The sequence below is a fragment of the Rathayibacter sp. AY1C2 genome, from assembly GCF_002931195.1.
In the GTDB taxonomy this organism is placed as follows: Bacteria; Actinomycetota; Actinomycetes; order Actinomycetales; family Microbacteriaceae; genus Rathayibacter.
On sequence record NZ_PSWG01000007.1, the window covers coordinates 148,434 to 163,112 of the forward strand.

Here is a 14,679-nt window from a genome sequence, read left to right on the forward strand (position 1 = left end):
GTGTCGGGCGGAGCTCGGGGTGCGGTCGGCGGAGGCGGGGGTTCAGCGCCCGGCCGCGGTGGTGCGCGACGGGAGGCTGACGATCCCCGCTCCGACCAGCAGCAGGCCGATCGTCACCGCCGTCAGCGCCGGCCAGCCACCGGATCCGACGGCCAGGCCGAGGAGCCAGCCGCCGGCGGCCGAGCCCGCGTAGAAGGCGATCGTGTAGACCGCGCCGGCGTGCCCGCGGAGTGCCGGAGCCGCGCGCGCTCCCGTCCAGGCGGCGCCGGTCGCGTGCAGGGCGAAGAAGCCGGCCGTGAAGACGAGGAGTCCGGCGATCACCACGGCGACGTTCTCGGCGAGCATCACCAGCAGTCCGACGATCATCAGGGCGACGCCGATCCGCATGACGAGGCGGGGACCGATCCGCGGCCCCCATCTCCCCGCGAGCCGGGAGGAGACGGTTCCCGCGAGGTAGGCGGCGAAGAGGAGGGAGACGAGCGCGGGCGCCAGCGCGAACGGCGGCGCCTCGAGCCGGAACGCCAGGTAGTTGTAGACCGCGACGAACACGCCGACCGCGAGGAACGTCTGCAGCGCGATCGCGACGAGCATCGGATCGCGGAGCACCTGCGCCGTCTTCCCTCGCCAGCCGCCGGGAGCAGCCTCGCGCGCGCCGCCGCCCCGGGGCGCGAGCACGGCGAAGACGATCGCCGCCGCCGCGCAGACGGCCGTCACGACGAGCAGTGCGCCGCGCCATCCGAGCGCCGCCGCGAGCGGTCCGGCGAGCAGTCGTCCGGCGGCACCGCCGATCGTGGTCCCGGAGACGTAGGCGGTCGCGGCGGCCGTCGCTCCGGCGCCTCCGACCCGGTCGTGGATCGCCGCGACGGCGAGCGCCGGGACGGCACCCAGTGCCGCTCCCCCGAGGAAGCGCAGGACGAGCAGGAGCTCGAAGGTCGGGGCGACGCAGGCGAGCAGCGCCAGGACCACGGACGTGAGGACAGCGATCCGCATGGATTCGAGCCGTCCGATGCGCTCGGCCACCGAGGCCCACGGCAGCACCGAGAGCGCCAGTCCGAGGGTCGCGGCCGAGACGGTGAGCGCGGCGTCGGACGGGGCGAGGGCCCATTCCCGCGCGAGCTGCGGGAGGACGCTCTGCACGGCGTAGAGCTCGGCGAAGGTCGCGACCCCGGCGGCGAGGAGGGCGATGGTCAGCCGCCGCTGCGAGAAGGGCGCCGCTGCGCGCATCGGTCGGGTGCGTGCGGCGGTGCTCATGATTCCGACGGTAGACCGCCTGCGGGTGCATCACTAATGCCCTTTCTCGTCCTGTTCATGCGTTCTGGTCATGTCTGGATCTAGGGTGGTGGAGTGTCCGACGACTGGCCCGCGACCCTCCGCCTCCTGCCCCTGCTCGTCGCGGTCGCCCAGACCGGGAGCGTCACGGCGGCGGCAGCCGAGCTCGGGATCCCGCAGCCGACCGCGAGCCGGTCGCTCGCCCGGCTGTCCGCTCTGGTCGGCACTCCCCTGGTCCGCCGGGAGGGCCGCGGGGTGGTGCTGACGGAGGCGGGGACCCGTCTCGCCGAGGCCGCTCAGGACGGCATGTCGGTGATCCGCGCCGGCCTCGCGGAGGTGCGGCAGGCGGGCGACGTGGAGCACGGCCGGATCGACCTCGCCTTCCAGACGCTCCTCGGGGAGAGCTTCGTGCCGGATGTGATCCGCCGGTTCCGCCGCCGCTGGCCGCAGGTCGGCTTCGGGCTCCGGCACGGCTCCCGAGCGCTCTGCCTGCGGGCCGTGGCGGAGGGCGAGTCCGAGCTGGCGATCGTCGGGGATCCGCCCGATCTCCCCGGCACCACCACGACGACCCTCTACTCGGAGCCTCTCCTCGCGGTCGTGGACCCTCGTCATCCGCTGGCCTCGCGGCGCTCGGTCACGGTCGAGGACCTCCGCGGCCTCGACCTGATCATGCTGGCGCCCGGCTACGGCCTCCACGAGTCGGCCCGGCGCCTGCTCGCCGTGGACGGCCGCGACCCGGTGCCGGCGTTCGAGGTCGGCGACTACCGCGCCGCCCGAGGACTCGCGGCAGCCGGCCTCGGACTCACGATCCTGCCGCCGAGCCCGTCCTCGGTCGACGACGACGTCCGCGAGATCCCGATCGACGATCCGGGCGCGAGCCGTGAGATCGGTGTGCTCGCCCGCGACACCGGGAACCCGGTCGTCCCCGAGTTCCTGCGGGCCCTGCACGCCGCGGCGGCCGCCCGGCGCCGGTGACCGCTGCTCGGCTCTGCTGTCAAGCACAGGAAGCGGTGGCCCTTCGTGCAGCAAGCTTCGAGAGGATCCCCGCACCGCCAGCGACACCCCCCTCCCCCCGCTCCTGCACCACGTCACCGAGGACGGCCCCGGTCATGATCCTTCTCCGCACCCACGCCAACCGCTGGACCGCGCGCGCCCGCCGCAGCGGCGTCGTCCTCGGCATCATCACCCTGGTCTCCGATCTCCCCCGCCCGGCCTACCGGACGGTCCGCCTCGATCCGACGAGCGGCGAGCGCGTCCTGCTCCGCGACACCGCCGAGCTCGAGGAGGCCTTCGCCGTGCTCCTCGCCGGGCTCGAGCGCTCGCGCATCGCGGCCTCGGCATCCCCAGCCGAGTCGGCTCCCCCGTGCGCCCCGGTCGACGCGCCCGTCGCAGTCGAGGACGACCTCGAGGAAGCCGCCTGACCCGACGGCGTCCTTGCGAGGAGACCCTCACCGCGCATCAGGTGCCGAGCTCTCCGCCCGCCTCCTTCACACTCGACGTGTCGCATCGACGTGCCTTGACACCTCGACCGGCGGATCCGTCCTCGGCAGGTCCCGCGGACCGATGACCCGTCGGAGCCGGGCCGACCTGCGCGACCGCAGGAGAGCCCGGCGCCAGCGCGGATCGGTGCGGGCCCGGAGGTGGGGGTCGAGCGGGCGGAAGCCTCCAGCGGTCCGCTCCTCGATCAGCACGATCGTCGCGGTCGCGAGGTGCAGTCTCCGGACCGGCTCCCTCTCGGGATGCGGATGTCCGGAGCGCGTGCGGAGCTGCTGCTCCAGCTGCTCCGGGTCGGCGGACCACCAGGTGCTGACGCCGACGCGTCCATCGGGGAGAGGGAAGCGCTCGGTGATGCGGTACGGGAGGCCGTGCTCGGTCATGCAGTAGTGCCTTTCGAGGAGAGGGTCCGGGAGCCCGGGCCGCGCTGCAGCGGCCCGGGCTCCGGTTCACGAGGTGCGGGTCGAGCGACGGCGCAGCGCCGTCAGGGCGCCGCCGGCCAGGAGCAGAGCGCCCGCTCCGGCCGCGAGGGGCCCGGCCGCCGCTCCCGTCGAGGCGAGCACCGTCGGCACGAGTCCGACCGGAGGCACCGCCACCTGGGCGCAGCTGGCTCCGCCGTCGTCCGCGCACGGGTGCAGGACGGTCGTCGGATCGAAGCCCTCCGGGACCTCGGTCAGGCGCGCCCGGTTGGGGATGGTCCACGCGTCCACGCCGTCGGCGACCCGTCCGGTCACGGTGAACGTCGTCGACGCTCCCGCTGCCAGAGACAGGTTCTCGACAGTCAGGTCGGACGACGCCGGGCCGCCGTCCCGGGAGATCGTGACGTCGCTCAGGTGCGCGAGCTCGGGGATGTCGGTGAGGGTCACCCCGTCCGCCGGGCGAGCCCCCTCGTTGGCGACCACGATCCGGAACCCGGCACGCCCGCCGTGGTCGACCTGATTCCCGATCGCCGTCTTCTCGATGGAGAGCCTGCCCTCGACGGGCGGCACCGGGATCTCGGCGCAGGACGACGTCGCATCGTCAACGCAGGCGTTCTCGACCGTCGGCGGGTCGAAGCCCTCGGGCTGGTGGGTGATCGAGACGCGGTTGGGCAGGGTCGCGGCGTCGTACCCGTCGGCGACCCGGCCGCTGACGTGCAGCGACACCTGGCCGCCGGCGGGGATGTCGAGACCCGTGACGGGCTCCGTGGCCGGCTGCGTTCCTCCGGCGCCGTTCTCGATGGTCGCCTCGAGCAGGTGGTCGAGCGTCGGGACGTCGGTCACGGTCACGTCCGTCGCGTCGACCGTTCCGGTGTTCGCCACGACGATGTCGAAGCCCGCCGTGCCGCCGTGCTCGGCGCTCGCCTGGGACGCGGTCTTCCGGATCAGGAGCGACCCCTCGCCGATGTCGTGCGGGACGGTGGCGCAGGGATTCGCGTCGGTCCCCGTGCCGGACGAGGCGGGAGCGAAGGGCGCATCGGCGAGGCAGGCCGTGTTCGTCAGCGCACGGTCCCCCTCGCCGGTCACGATCACGTCGAAGGTCAGCTCGGCCGTCGCCCCGACCGGCAGGCTGCCGGCCGCCCAGGAGATGCGGCCCGTCTCCGCGTCGATCGTGGCCGTGCCCTGCGAGGTGCGGAGGGAGACGGCGTCGAGCTCGGCGTCGTCGAGCACGCCCTTGTCGAGGTAGTCGATGACGGCGGCGTCGGAGTAGTCCCCGGTCCCGTCCGAGGTCAGCGTCACCCGGTAGGGCACGCGGGCGCCGCGGAGCAGCGGAGTGGCGGAGTCGACCGACGAGGTCTTCGCGATGCTCACGTGCGGCGCGAGCGGATCGAGGCGTGCGACCGCGACCGCACCGTCCGAGCCGTAGGCCCAGTCGTCGATCGCCCGCAGGTCGCCGTAGGAGCCGTGCACCGAGTCGTTGGCGTTGGGGACGCGGCCCCGCCCGGAGTCGTCGCCCTCCCAGCGGTGCACCCCGCCGGACGAGTCGGTGCCGCCGTCGCCGGACGTCACCGCGGAGGTGCCGGAGTACCGCTCCGAGTTCGATCCGGCGAGGAGCGAGTCGTCCCAGTGCACCGTCGACGGGTCGTCGCCGCCGCCGGTCGACCGCACGACGGACACGCCGCCGGCGGACGTCTCGGCGTCGACCCGCGTGAAGTGGAACTCGTTCGTGCGACCGATGGAGGCGCGGAAGGTGACGTCGGGGTCGGTCACGTCGACGGTTCCGCCCTTCGCGTCCCGTCCGTCCCAGTCGACCGAGAAGGGACCGGTCGTCCCCGCGATCCGGGTGAGGTGCACGTCGCGCTCGCTGTCGTAGGAGCCGTCCCCGTCCGCATCGACGTCCACGACGACGGTGCCCGGCTGCGTCCCCAGGACGCCCGTCAGCGTGCCCGCGTCGGAGCCCGCGGACGACCGCCGGAAGGCGAGGCCCTCGATCGTCGGCGCGCGGTAAGCCGGAGCGATCGACTCCGGCAGGTCGGACGACGGCGGGTCCAGGAAGAGCTTGTAGGTCTGCAGGCCGTCGATCCCGGAGCGTCCGGACGCCTGCACGTACTGAGCCCCGATCCCGCCCGCCTCGCTCGACTGCGGCATGGGGACCGAGAGGTAGGACGGATCGGACGACCCGACCTTCACATTGCCCTTGTTCGTGGCCTGGACCGTCGAGGCGACTCCGTCGTAGCCGCGCAGCCCCAGCTCGTAGCGGGCGCCCGTCTCCGTGACGGCGTGAAGCGTGAAGGAGGAGCGCCGCTCCTCGGGCGAGGAGTAGGACTCCTTCGCCCCGGACTGGATCGCATAGGACTCGGACCACACCCGGCCCGCGACCGCCGCGCCCCGCGCGTCCTGGACGCCGATGCTCCAGACGAGGTTCACCGGCGCCGTCACGTCGTCGTCGGACACCCGGATCTGGAAGACCCCGGTCTCGTCCGCCACGAACGAGCCCCCGGCGGACACCGAGGGCGCCGCTCCGGGCGCGAAGTCCTGCTCGTCGAGGACGGCTCCGCCCGGAGCCGTCACCCGGGCGGTACCGCCGCCGGTCTCGCCCTCGCCGGTCCCCGAGCCCGCCTGGAGCGGGTGGAGGTCCACCCGGAGCGTCTCGCCCTTCTGGACCCAGGCCGAGACGGTCGTCACGCCGGCGTTCGTCGCGCCTCCCTGCAGGAGGGTGTTCTCGATCGTCGTGTGAGGACCGTCGGCGGCGAGGGCGGGCGGCGGCGCGAGGCCTCCGCCCAGCAGCCCGCTCACGAGCACGCAGCCCGCCGTCGTGCCGACCAGCGCTCGTGCCGTCCGCGCTCGGGGTCGTCCGCGCTCGTCCCGCCCCGACTGTTCCGTTCGACTCATCCGGTGTCCTCTCCTCTGCCGACCGAGCGCACTGCGTCGGCGGCGACCGTTCAGCCCCACGGAAGGAGAGTATTGCTCGGTTCGACGTCCTCGCAGTAGGGGCAGCTGCATCCGTGGAGAACGGCGCGAGATGGGCGCTGTGGAGGAGGAAACGGCGCGCGGGAAGGGGCGAGCGGCGCGGTCCGGTCACGTGATCGCAGAGCGTGCGAGGCGTGATCGCGGGTGCCGATGAGCTCGCGGGCCAAGGACGTCCCGCACTGTCGACGACGTGGAGAGGACACGCCCTTGAAGGCGGAGGACCGGCCGTACCGTCGCCGTGCGCTCTCCGTGAGACCGACGGCGACACCCACCGGAACCCGCGACCGTTAAAACGAGAACGGCCCGCCGAAGCGGGCCGTTCTGCTCTGTCTCAACCAGAGTGCGCCCGGAGGGATTCGAACCCCCAACCTTCTGATCCGTAGTCAGATGCTCTATCCGTTGAGCTACGGGCGCAATCCATCGCGTGGGCCAGAGGCTCACGCAACGAGGTACGACTATACATGTCGGGAGCCCCCTCCGCGAATCGGCGGCGGCGGCAGCGAGGGCTCCCTCCCTGGACGCTCCTGTGGCGCCCGGGCGCCCATTCCTCCCTGGCAATTCGGAACGCGTCGCAGAGCCTCCGACGGGCGGACGCCGCTGCTCCCCCTCACGGCGTACCGTGGGCTCATGGAGGCCGCCGCGATCGAGCTCGTGGGCTTCGTCGTCTCTCCGCTGCACCGCTACGAGGGCCGCCCCGCCGATGGCCCGGTGCCGTCCGAGGGCAACGAGCAGCCCGAGCGGATCGAGATCCGCGCAGGCCTCGGCATCGTCGGCGACCGCTTCTTCGCCCAGCGCGCGCACCGCCCCGCGGCGATCACGCTCTTCGCGGTCGAGACCCTCGAGCACATCGCCGCCGAGCTCGGCGCAGGGCCCTTCGACCCCGCCGACGCCCGCCGCAACATCCTCGTCCGCGGCGCCGACGTCGATGCGCTCGCCAGCCGCACGTTCGCGATCGAGCAGGGCGGGGAGCGGATCGAGTTCCAGGGCGGACGACCGGCCAACCCCTGCGCCTGGATGGACGTCGTGCTCGCCCCCGGGGCGTTCCGGGCGATGCGGAGGCGCGGCGGCGTCCGCACCGCCCCCCCTGACGAACGGCGTCCTCCACACCGGGCCGGCCCGCCTGATCCTCCACAGGTCGGACGACATGCTGATCTGAGCCCGGCGGCGAGCGCCTAGGCTCGCAGCGACCGACTCCCCCGATCGAAGGAGGCCCCGTGCTCCGCCCGAGCGACCTCCTCCCCACTCTCGCCACGACCCTGCGGCGCGGAGTCCGCGACGTCTTCGCGACCACGCGCTCCCGGGGGCGGGATCCGCACCGCCGCACCCGCAGCACCGACGTCTCGGTCCAGCGGGTGCACCACCGAGACGTCTGGGCGCGGGTGAGCACAGTGGGGCGCGACGGCGAGCGCACGTTCGTCCTCGTGCCGGGGATCGGAGTCGCGGCCACCTACTTCGAGCGCCTCGCGCCCGCGCTCAACGAGTTCGGTCCGGTGCACGCTCTCGACCTGCCGGGCTTCGGCGGCGTACCGCACCCGATCGACGCGCGGCGCATGGACATCGGCGACTACGCCGAGCTGGTCGGCGCCGTCATCGACGAGCTCGGCCTCGACGATCCCGTCGTCCTCGGCCACTCGATGGGGACGCAGGTGGTGGCCGAGCTCGCCGCGCGCCGTCCGGAGCTGACCACCATCGTCCTGCTCGGACCCGTGATGAACCGGCACGAGCGCCGCCTCCCGACCGCCGCGCTCCGCTTCGCCCAGTCGAGCGTCCGCGAGCCCCTCAAGGTCGCGATCCTCGCCGCGGGCGCCTACCTCCTCTGCGGACCGCGCTGGTTCTCCCGCGTGCTGCCCGAGATGATGCACTACCGGATCGAGGAGACCGTCCCCCGGATCCGCGCGTCCGCCCTCGTCATCCGCGGCGAGTTCGACCGGCTCGTTCCGCGCGAGTGGGCGGAGGAGATCGCCCGGTCGATGCCGCACGCGCGGGCCTGGGAGATCCCCGACGCCTCCCACTCCGTGATGCATGCGCACGCGGAGGAGGTCGCCCGCCTCTGCGTCGAGCACGCGCGGGCGCCGCAGCCCGACCGGGACGAGGCCGCCCTCCGCCGCTACCCCGACTCGGAGGTCGACCACTCCGAGGAGGACGCGCCCACCGAGGACCCGATCGGCGCTCTCCGGGGACGCATCACCGAGCTGGCCGGGATCCTCGTGGACGACGACTCCCTCATCGCCGAGGGCAAGACCCTCCACGCCGAGGCGAGCGATCCGGAGGCACTGCACCAGGTCGCTCCGGACGCGGGCGACGGCGAGCTCGTCGAGGGCGGCGGATCGAGGGAGGACGGCGAGCAGGACGGCTGACCACCACAGGCCACCACGACCCGCACGTCGCGCGGCGTGAGACGCCGAGCGCAGCAAGAGCAGCCCTCCCGCCGACGCCACTCCGCGCCCGCCCGTCAGGACTCCGCGCCGACGATCTCCTCGCGGATGCGCCGCAGGTCCTCGGCGAGCGCCCCCAGCAGGATCCAGTGCTGCGGATGCGGAGTCGCGATCACGAGCGGCGCGGTGAGAGCGGGCAGCTCGTCGGTGATCGCCTCCGGCTCGGGAACGTCGACCGAGGACTGCACGAGGAGCCGCAGATCGTGGGCGGCCCGGTGCAGCTGGACGGCGATGTCGGCGATCGTCGGCTCCCCGACGAGCTCGTCGTCGTAGAGGTCGTGCACGGTCCGCGTCATGCCGCGGACCCGGGTCACGATGCGCCCCAGCCGCGGGACGACGGAGTCGAGGGCCAGCAGCCGGTCGCGGTGGGCGGAGCGGCGCGGGTTGAGGCGGAGGGACTCCTCGCCGGTCGCGATCGCCTCCTCCGCCTTGCTCTGCATGGTCTGCAGCAGCCGGGCGTTGATGAGCAGCTCGTCGAGCCGACGTCGCGGGACGGGGGCCTGGAGGGCGTCGCCGAGGTCGTCGAGGGCGGCGGCGAGCTGAGCGGTGAGGTCTCCGATCGCCCGCTCGGCCGGTGCCAGCACGACCGGAGGGACGATGAGCACGTTGATGACGACTCCGACGGCCGCGCCGAGGAGGGTCTCGAGGATGCGGTCGAGCGCGTAGTTCGGCGTGACCGCGCCCACCGAGAGCACGAGCATCGCGCTGATCGGGATCTGCACCGCGGAGGCGGGGGTCAGGCGCACGGCCCACCCGACGGCGATCGCGGCCACGATCGCGAGGAGCACGATGATGCTCTCGCCGCCGAGCACCGTGCCGATCACTGATCCGACGATCACGCCGATGATGACGCCGACCGAGCGCTCGAGGGCCTTGGAGAACGACTGGTTGATGCTCGGCGCGACGACGAGGAGCGCGGCGATCGCGCCGAAGACGGGCAGCGTCCCCGGGAAGACGACGCCGGCGAGGAGCCAGGTGACGACCGTGGCCGCCGCCGTCTTGACCAGCTGCAGCACCGGCGGCCGCGTCGGCACGGTGAAGCTCGAGGTCAGGCGCATGGGACCACGGTAGCGAGCGCCCGCCGCCTCGCAGTCACCACGCGGGTCACCGGCTCGCGGCGGCCTCGACGCTCGCGAGCACCGCGCGGAGCGAGCGCGACGCCTCCGCCCGCAGATCGGCGGGCACCCCCGAGAGCAGCGCCCGCTCGGCGTCGAGCACCTCGGGGAAGGCCCGGTCGACCAGCTCCTCCCCCTCGCGAGTCAGCGTGATGAGCGAGCCGCGCCCGTCCGCCGGGTTCGCGGCGCGCCGCACCAGGCCCCGCCGCTCCAGCGAGTGCACACGCTTGGTGATCGCGGGAGCGGAGGCGAGGGCGATCGTCCGGAGGGTCGTCGGCGACCGCGGAGCGCCGGCGCGACGCAGCGTGGAGAGCACGTCGAACTCGCCGCGGGTCAGCCCGTGGGCGGCGAGCAGCTCCTCCGTCGCCCGGACGATCAGCGCGGAGGCGCGGATCAGCCGCCCGACGACGTCGACGGCGGAGGTGTCGAGTTCGGGCCGCAGCACCGCCCAGCCCGCCCTGATCTCGTCGACCGCGTCGCCCGGCTGGCTTTCAGACTGATTCACACGTAAAGTATATCTGCTTCACCCGTGAAACACTTCTCCGGCCGCCGCCGCTCGGACCCCGATCAGAGGACCCGATGGCCGCCACCCCCGTTCTGCCCCACCCCCGCGAGCTCCTCGCCTTCGGCCCGCACGCCGGCGCTCATCGCGTCGCCCTGCGCGCCGGCGTCTCGATCGCCGTCCCGCTGCTCGTCCTCTGGGCGCTCGGCCGCACCGATCTCGCCCTCTACGCGACCTTCGGCGCCTTCACGGCCCTCTACGGTCGCCAGCACACGCACCGGCCGCGCCTGCTGATGCAGCTGTCGGCCGCCGCGTTCCTCGTCACCACCGTGACCCTCGGCACCGTCGTCTCCCTCTCTCCTCACCGCGACTGGCTGATCATCCCCGTCGTGGTCGCCGTGACCGTCGCGGCGGCCTACCTCAGCGACGCCCTGCACTGGCACCCGCCCGGCCCGCTGTTCCCGGTCTTCGCCGTCACGGCGTGCGCGTCCGTCCCGTCCGAGCCCTCGCGGATCCCGCTCGCCGTCGCTCTCGCCGCGGGCTCCGCCGCCTTCTCGCTCGTCGTCGGCCTGAGCGGTCTCGCGCTCCCCCGCGCACGCCGCCTCGCCCCGACGCCGTGGCGCACCTCGTTCCGCGCGGCGGCGGCCCGTCCGGCGACGCGCGCCGCCCTGCTCCGCTTCGGGGCCGTCGTCCTGGTGGCAGGCACCATCCCGACCGCGACGGGCCTGGGCCACCCCTACTGGGCGATGGTCTCCGCCGTCGCAGCCGTCTCGGGAGCGGACGCGGGCGCCCGGCTCGTGCGCGCGGGCCACCGGATGCTCGGCACGATCGTCGGAGTGCTGATCGCGGCCGCGCTCCTGGCCCTGCCGCTCTCGCCGCTCGCCGTGATCGTGGTGGTGGTGCTCCTCCAGATGACCGCCGAGCTCGTCGTCGGCCGCAACTACGGTCTGACCCTCGCCTTCGTCACTCCGCTCGCGATCCTCATGGTCGAGCTCGCGCACCCCGTCGACGAGCTCGTGCTGCTGCGCGACCGGGCGCTCGAGACCGCGCTGGGCGTGCTCGTCGGAGTCGTGGCGACGCTCCTGACCCACGCCGCCTCGCAGCGCTCGCGCTCGCGCTCCTAGGCTCAGGAGGATGGACCGCACGATCCCCGCTGTGCTCGCCGAGATCACGGCGGCCGTCGCCGAGGTGCGCGACGTCGCACGGTCGCAGCAGGACGGCGCGCGGGCCCGCGTCGCGGACCGGCTCGACGAGCTGTTCGCCGGAGCGACGACCCGCCGAGAGGTCCGGGCGGCGGCCGCCGACGCGCTCGGGCTCTGGGGCGGGGCGGGCTCCTTCTCGGACGTCGGCTCGGCCGAGGCCGACCACGCGGTCAGGCGCCTGTACCGGGCCCTGCGCGCCGGCGGCTCCTGGCTGCTCCGCGCCGGCTTACCCGCACGTCGCGACCGCCGCACGACGCCGAGAACGACGAAGGCCCCCTGCTTCCGTGGAAGCGGGGGGCCCTTCTCGTTGGCGGTACCGGTGGGATTTGAACCCACGGTGGACGCAAGCCCACACATGTTTTCGAGACATGCTCCTTCGGCCGCTCGGACACGGTACCGGGGTCGAGTGTACGCGACGGCCGGAAGTCGCGCCAATCGAGCGGACGGGCCGCCGTCAGGCGGGGAGGAGGAAGCCGAGCACGCGGTCCCACTCCGGGATCGCGAGCAGGTGGCCGCGGCCGGGCACGACCTCGAGGCGGGAGTCGGGCAGCCGGGCGGCGTACCACTCGGCATGGCGGCGGCCGGCGACCGCGTCCTCGGCGCCGTAGAGGAGGAGCGCGGGCGGCTCGGCGGACTCGACGGCGAAGCCCCACTCCTGCACGCCGTAGCCGATGAGGTCGGCGGCCATGCCGAGGGCGCCCTGGGCGGCGGCACGCTCGAGCATGCGCGAGAGCCGCTCGCGGACTCCGGGGGCCTCGAGCACCGCGGTGTCGGCGTCGCCGGAGCCGAGCATCCCGAGCAGGGCATCCGGGGCTGGGGTCGGGCCGAAGGCGCCCTCGAGCGTGCGGGTGAGCGCGCGGACGGCCTCGTCGAGCGGGAGGTCGGCCAAGCGGGCGAGCTCGGCGCGGTTCTCGTCGCCGACCCACGGCACGGCGCTGTCGGGAGCGGGCGTGCCGATCACGGCGACGCGCTCCACGAGGCCGGGGTAGTTCGCGGCGAGCGCGAGGGCCACGCGGCCTCCCGCCGACCAGCCGGCGACGCTGACGGAGGCGATGCCGACGGTCGCGAGGTACTCGGCGATGTCGGCGGCGGCCTGCTCGGGGCTGGCGCCGACGCCCGCTCCGGCGGGGTCGAGGTCGGTCAGGAGGGAGGAAGCGCCGTAGCCTGGGCGGTCGAACGAGAGCAGGCGCACCCCGTGGCGCGCGGTCGCCTCCGGGTCGGGGTCGAAGTCCGAGGAGCCGGGAGCGGGATGCGCCAGGACGACGACCCGCTCTGAGCCCTCGGGGCCGGACCAGCTGACTCCGAGCGGGCGGCCGGACTTGAGGACGTGCACTGTCGAGGGCATGTCCCCCAGTCTCCCGCAGACGTCCGACGCCGACGGAGCGGCGCTCGGGGCTGAGTCGTTCTCCGAGGCGCGATCCTCCGCCTCCGCTCCTCCGCGACGACGCTCCTCCACAGGCGGCCTCCACGAGACCTCTCCCCCGGCCTGGCGCGCCCCGCTCGCGGCGTCGGTGGTCGACGGTACTGTCGAAGACACGTTCGAACGAGCGGCGGTGTCGGGGGTCCCCCGTAGCGTCGCGCTCGTCCCCTTCCTCCGCCCCGAAAGGACCTCATGGCCTCCTCGAAGACGCGCACCGCCCCGTACCGCTGCTCGGAGTGCGGGTGGACGACCGCGAAGTGGGTAGGCCGCTGCGGCGAGTGCCAGCAGTGGGGCTCCGTGATCGAGAGCACCGAGCGCACCGGCCTCGTCCGCGCGGTCGCCGCTGTGGCTCCGGCCGCCGGCCGCATCGCGCGGCCCATCACCGAGATCGAGACCACGTCGGCGGCGCACCGCCCCACCGGCGTGGGCGAGCTCGACCGCGTGCTCGGCGGCGGGATCGTCTCCGGCGCGGTCGTGCTGCTCTCGGGAGAGCCCGGCGTGGGCAAGTCGACCCTCCTGCTCGAGGTCGCGAGCCGCGCCGCGGCCGAGGGCCAGCGGGTCCTCTACGTCAGCGCGGAGGAGTCGGCCGCGCAGGTGCGCATGCGAGCCGAGCGCACCGGCGCGATGCACGACAGCCTCTTCCTCGCGGCCGAGACCGACCTCGCCACCGTGCTCGGCCAGATCGACGAGGTCCGGCCGGACCTGCTCATCGTCGACTCGGTGCAGACGGTCGCGAGCGACACCGTCGACGGCCTGCCCGGCGGTCCCAGCCAGGTCCGCGAGGTCGCCGCGACCCTCATCCGCGTCTGCAAGGAGCGGGCGCTCCCCCTCGTGCTCGTCGGACACGTCACGAAGGACGGCTCCATCGCGGGGCCGCGCCTGCTCGAGCACCTGGTCGACGTGGTCTGCCACTTCGAGGGCGACCGGCAGACGGCACTGCGCTTCGTCCGCTCGCTCAAGAACCGCTTCGGCCCGACGGACGAGGTCGGCTGCTTCGAGATGACCGCCGAGGGCATCGCCGAGATCCCCGACCCGAGCGGTCTGTTCCTCAGCCGCACCCGCTTCCCCACCCCGGGCATCTGCGTCACGGTCGCGATGGAGGGACGCCGCGCGCTCCCCGTCGAGATCCAGGCGCTCGTGATCGCGAACGACGGCGAGCACCCCCGCCGCGTCACGAACGGAGTCGACGCGTCCCGGGTCGCGATGATCCTCGCGGTCCTCGAGCGGCAGGCGGGCATCCCCCTGCGGCGCTGCGACGTCTACGTGTCGACCGTCGGCGGCGTGAAGCTCATGGAGCCGGCGGCGGACCTGGCGATCGCAGTCGCCATCGCCTCCGCCCACGCCTACACGCCGCTGCGGCCCGGGATCGCCGCGTTCGGCGAGATCAGCCTCTCGGGAGACATCCGGCCCGCCTCCGGAGCGAAGCAGCGCGCCTCCGAAGCGACACGACTCGGGCACTCCTCGCACCTCGACTCCAGCGCCTTCACCCTCTCGAGCGCGATCACCCACGCGCTCGTCCCCGTTCCCGAGCGCATCCGTCCAGAGCGGGTGCCCACGCACTGACGGCCGCGTCCCCGGCACGCTGCACACGCACCCGACCACCGCTCGGAGCCGCCGGCGCCCCCGTCCATCGCATGGTCGAGGATCGCCACCGGAGGCGAACACGGGCTCGATGGACACTGCCCGACAGCTCCGCCCGACCACGTGCGCGTCCGATCCGCCGCGGCCGCCCGTCGCACACTGCCCCTAGACGCCGCCCCCGCCGCCGACGGTCGACACGTAGACGTCGCAGCGCCGCAGGGGGATGCCCGCCTGCCGCTCGAGGACCGCGAGGATCATCGCGACCCGGGACG

The 14,679-nt window shown here is 73.9% G+C and carries 11 protein-coding genes and 2 tRNA genes; 6 read left to right on the forward strand and 7 right to left on the reverse strand.

Features of this window, described 5'->3' with window-relative positions:
• Positions 1-42: 42 nt before the first annotated feature.
• Entirely contained in the window at positions 43-1,251 is a 1,209-nt protein-coding gene (locus C5C55_RS07840; RefSeq protein WP_104233491.1) for an MFS transporter, read from the reverse strand.
• 93 nt (positions 1,252-1,344) lie between these two features.
• Between C5C55_RS07840 and C5C55_RS07845 the strand changes: the two genes are divergently transcribed.
• Both C5C55_RS07845 and C5C55_RS07850 read left to right on the forward strand, forming a co-directional pair.
• Positions 1,345-2,244 carry a LysR family transcriptional regulator gene (locus tag C5C55_RS07845; RefSeq protein ID WP_104233492.1) on the forward strand — a complete coding sequence of 300 codons (900 nt, stop codon included), beginning with the start codon at positions 1,345-1,347 and terminating at the stop codon, positions 2,242-2,244.
• A gap of 134 nt (positions 2,245-2,378) precedes the next feature.
• Positions 2,379-2,690 (forward strand): hypothetical protein, encoded by a 312-nt coding sequence (locus tag C5C55_RS07850; RefSeq protein WP_104233493.1) that lies wholly within the window; start codon positions 2,379-2,381, stop codon positions 2,688-2,690.
• A 522-nt stretch (positions 2,691-3,212) separates the two neighbouring features.
• Here the strand turns inward: C5C55_RS07850 and C5C55_RS07860 are convergent.
• Both C5C55_RS07860 and C5C55_RS07865 read right to left on the reverse strand, forming a co-directional pair.
• Positions 3,213-6,074, reverse strand: a complete 2,862-nt coding sequence (locus C5C55_RS07860; protein WP_146080908.1) for a DUF11 domain-containing protein — start codon at positions 6,072-6,074, stop codon at positions 3,213-3,215.
• A gap of 419 nt (positions 6,075-6,493) precedes the next feature.
• A tRNA-Arg gene (locus tag C5C55_RS07865) sits at positions 6,494-6,566 on the reverse strand.
• 213 nt (positions 6,567-6,779) lie between these two features.
• Here C5C55_RS07865 and C5C55_RS07870 point away from each other — a divergent pair.
• Both C5C55_RS07870 and C5C55_RS07875 read left to right on the forward strand, forming a co-directional pair.
• The gene (locus C5C55_RS07870) at positions 6,780-7,328 is read left to right on the forward strand and encodes an MOSC domain-containing protein (protein WP_104233496.1); all 549 of its coding nucleotides are present in this window, start codon (positions 6,780-6,782) and stop codon (positions 7,326-7,328) included.
• Positions 7,329-7,366: 38 nt separating this feature from the next.
• Complete coding sequence (locus C5C55_RS07875) at positions 7,367-8,509, forward strand: alpha/beta fold hydrolase (RefSeq protein WP_104339728.1); 1,143 nt, start codon at positions 7,367-7,369, stop codon at positions 8,507-8,509.
• Positions 8,510-8,604: 95 nt separating this feature from the next.
• On the opposite strand, the gene C5C55_RS07880 is transcribed toward C5C55_RS07875, so the two are convergent.
• Positions 8,605-9,645 (reverse strand): aromatic acid exporter family protein, encoded by a 1,041-nt coding sequence (locus tag C5C55_RS07880; RefSeq protein ID WP_104225996.1) that lies wholly within the window; start codon positions 9,643-9,645, stop codon positions 8,605-8,607.
• A gap of 46 nt (positions 9,646-9,691) precedes the next feature.
• Positions 9,692-10,207 (reverse strand): MarR family winged helix-turn-helix transcriptional regulator, encoded by a 516-nt coding sequence (locus tag C5C55_RS07885; protein WP_104233498.1) that lies wholly within the window; start codon positions 10,205-10,207, stop codon positions 9,692-9,694.
• Between the two features lie 74 nt (positions 10,208-10,281).
• On the opposite strand from C5C55_RS07885, the gene C5C55_RS07890 reads away from it, so the two are divergent.
• Complete coding sequence (locus tag C5C55_RS07890) at positions 10,282-11,328, forward strand: FUSC family protein (RefSeq protein ID WP_104233499.1); 1,047 nt, start codon at positions 10,282-10,284, stop codon at positions 11,326-11,328.
• Positions 11,329-11,714: 386 nt separating this feature from the next.
• Here C5C55_RS07890 and C5C55_RS07895 read toward each other — a convergent pair.
• Positions 11,715-11,804 (reverse strand) — tRNA-Ser (locus C5C55_RS07895).
• Between the two features lie 56 nt (positions 11,805-11,860).
• On the reverse strand, positions 11,861-12,751 hold the full coding sequence (locus tag C5C55_RS07900) for an alpha/beta fold hydrolase (RefSeq protein WP_104233500.1): 891 nt from the start codon (positions 12,749-12,751) through the stop codon (positions 11,861-11,863).
• Between the two features lie 267 nt (positions 12,752-13,018).
• On the opposite strand from C5C55_RS07900, the gene radA reads away from it, so the two are divergent.
• Entirely contained in the window at positions 13,019-14,389 is a 1,371-nt protein-coding gene (gene radA, locus C5C55_RS07905; RefSeq protein WP_104224086.1) for a DNA repair protein RadA, read from the forward strand.
• Positions 14,390-14,679 lie beyond the last annotated feature (290 nt).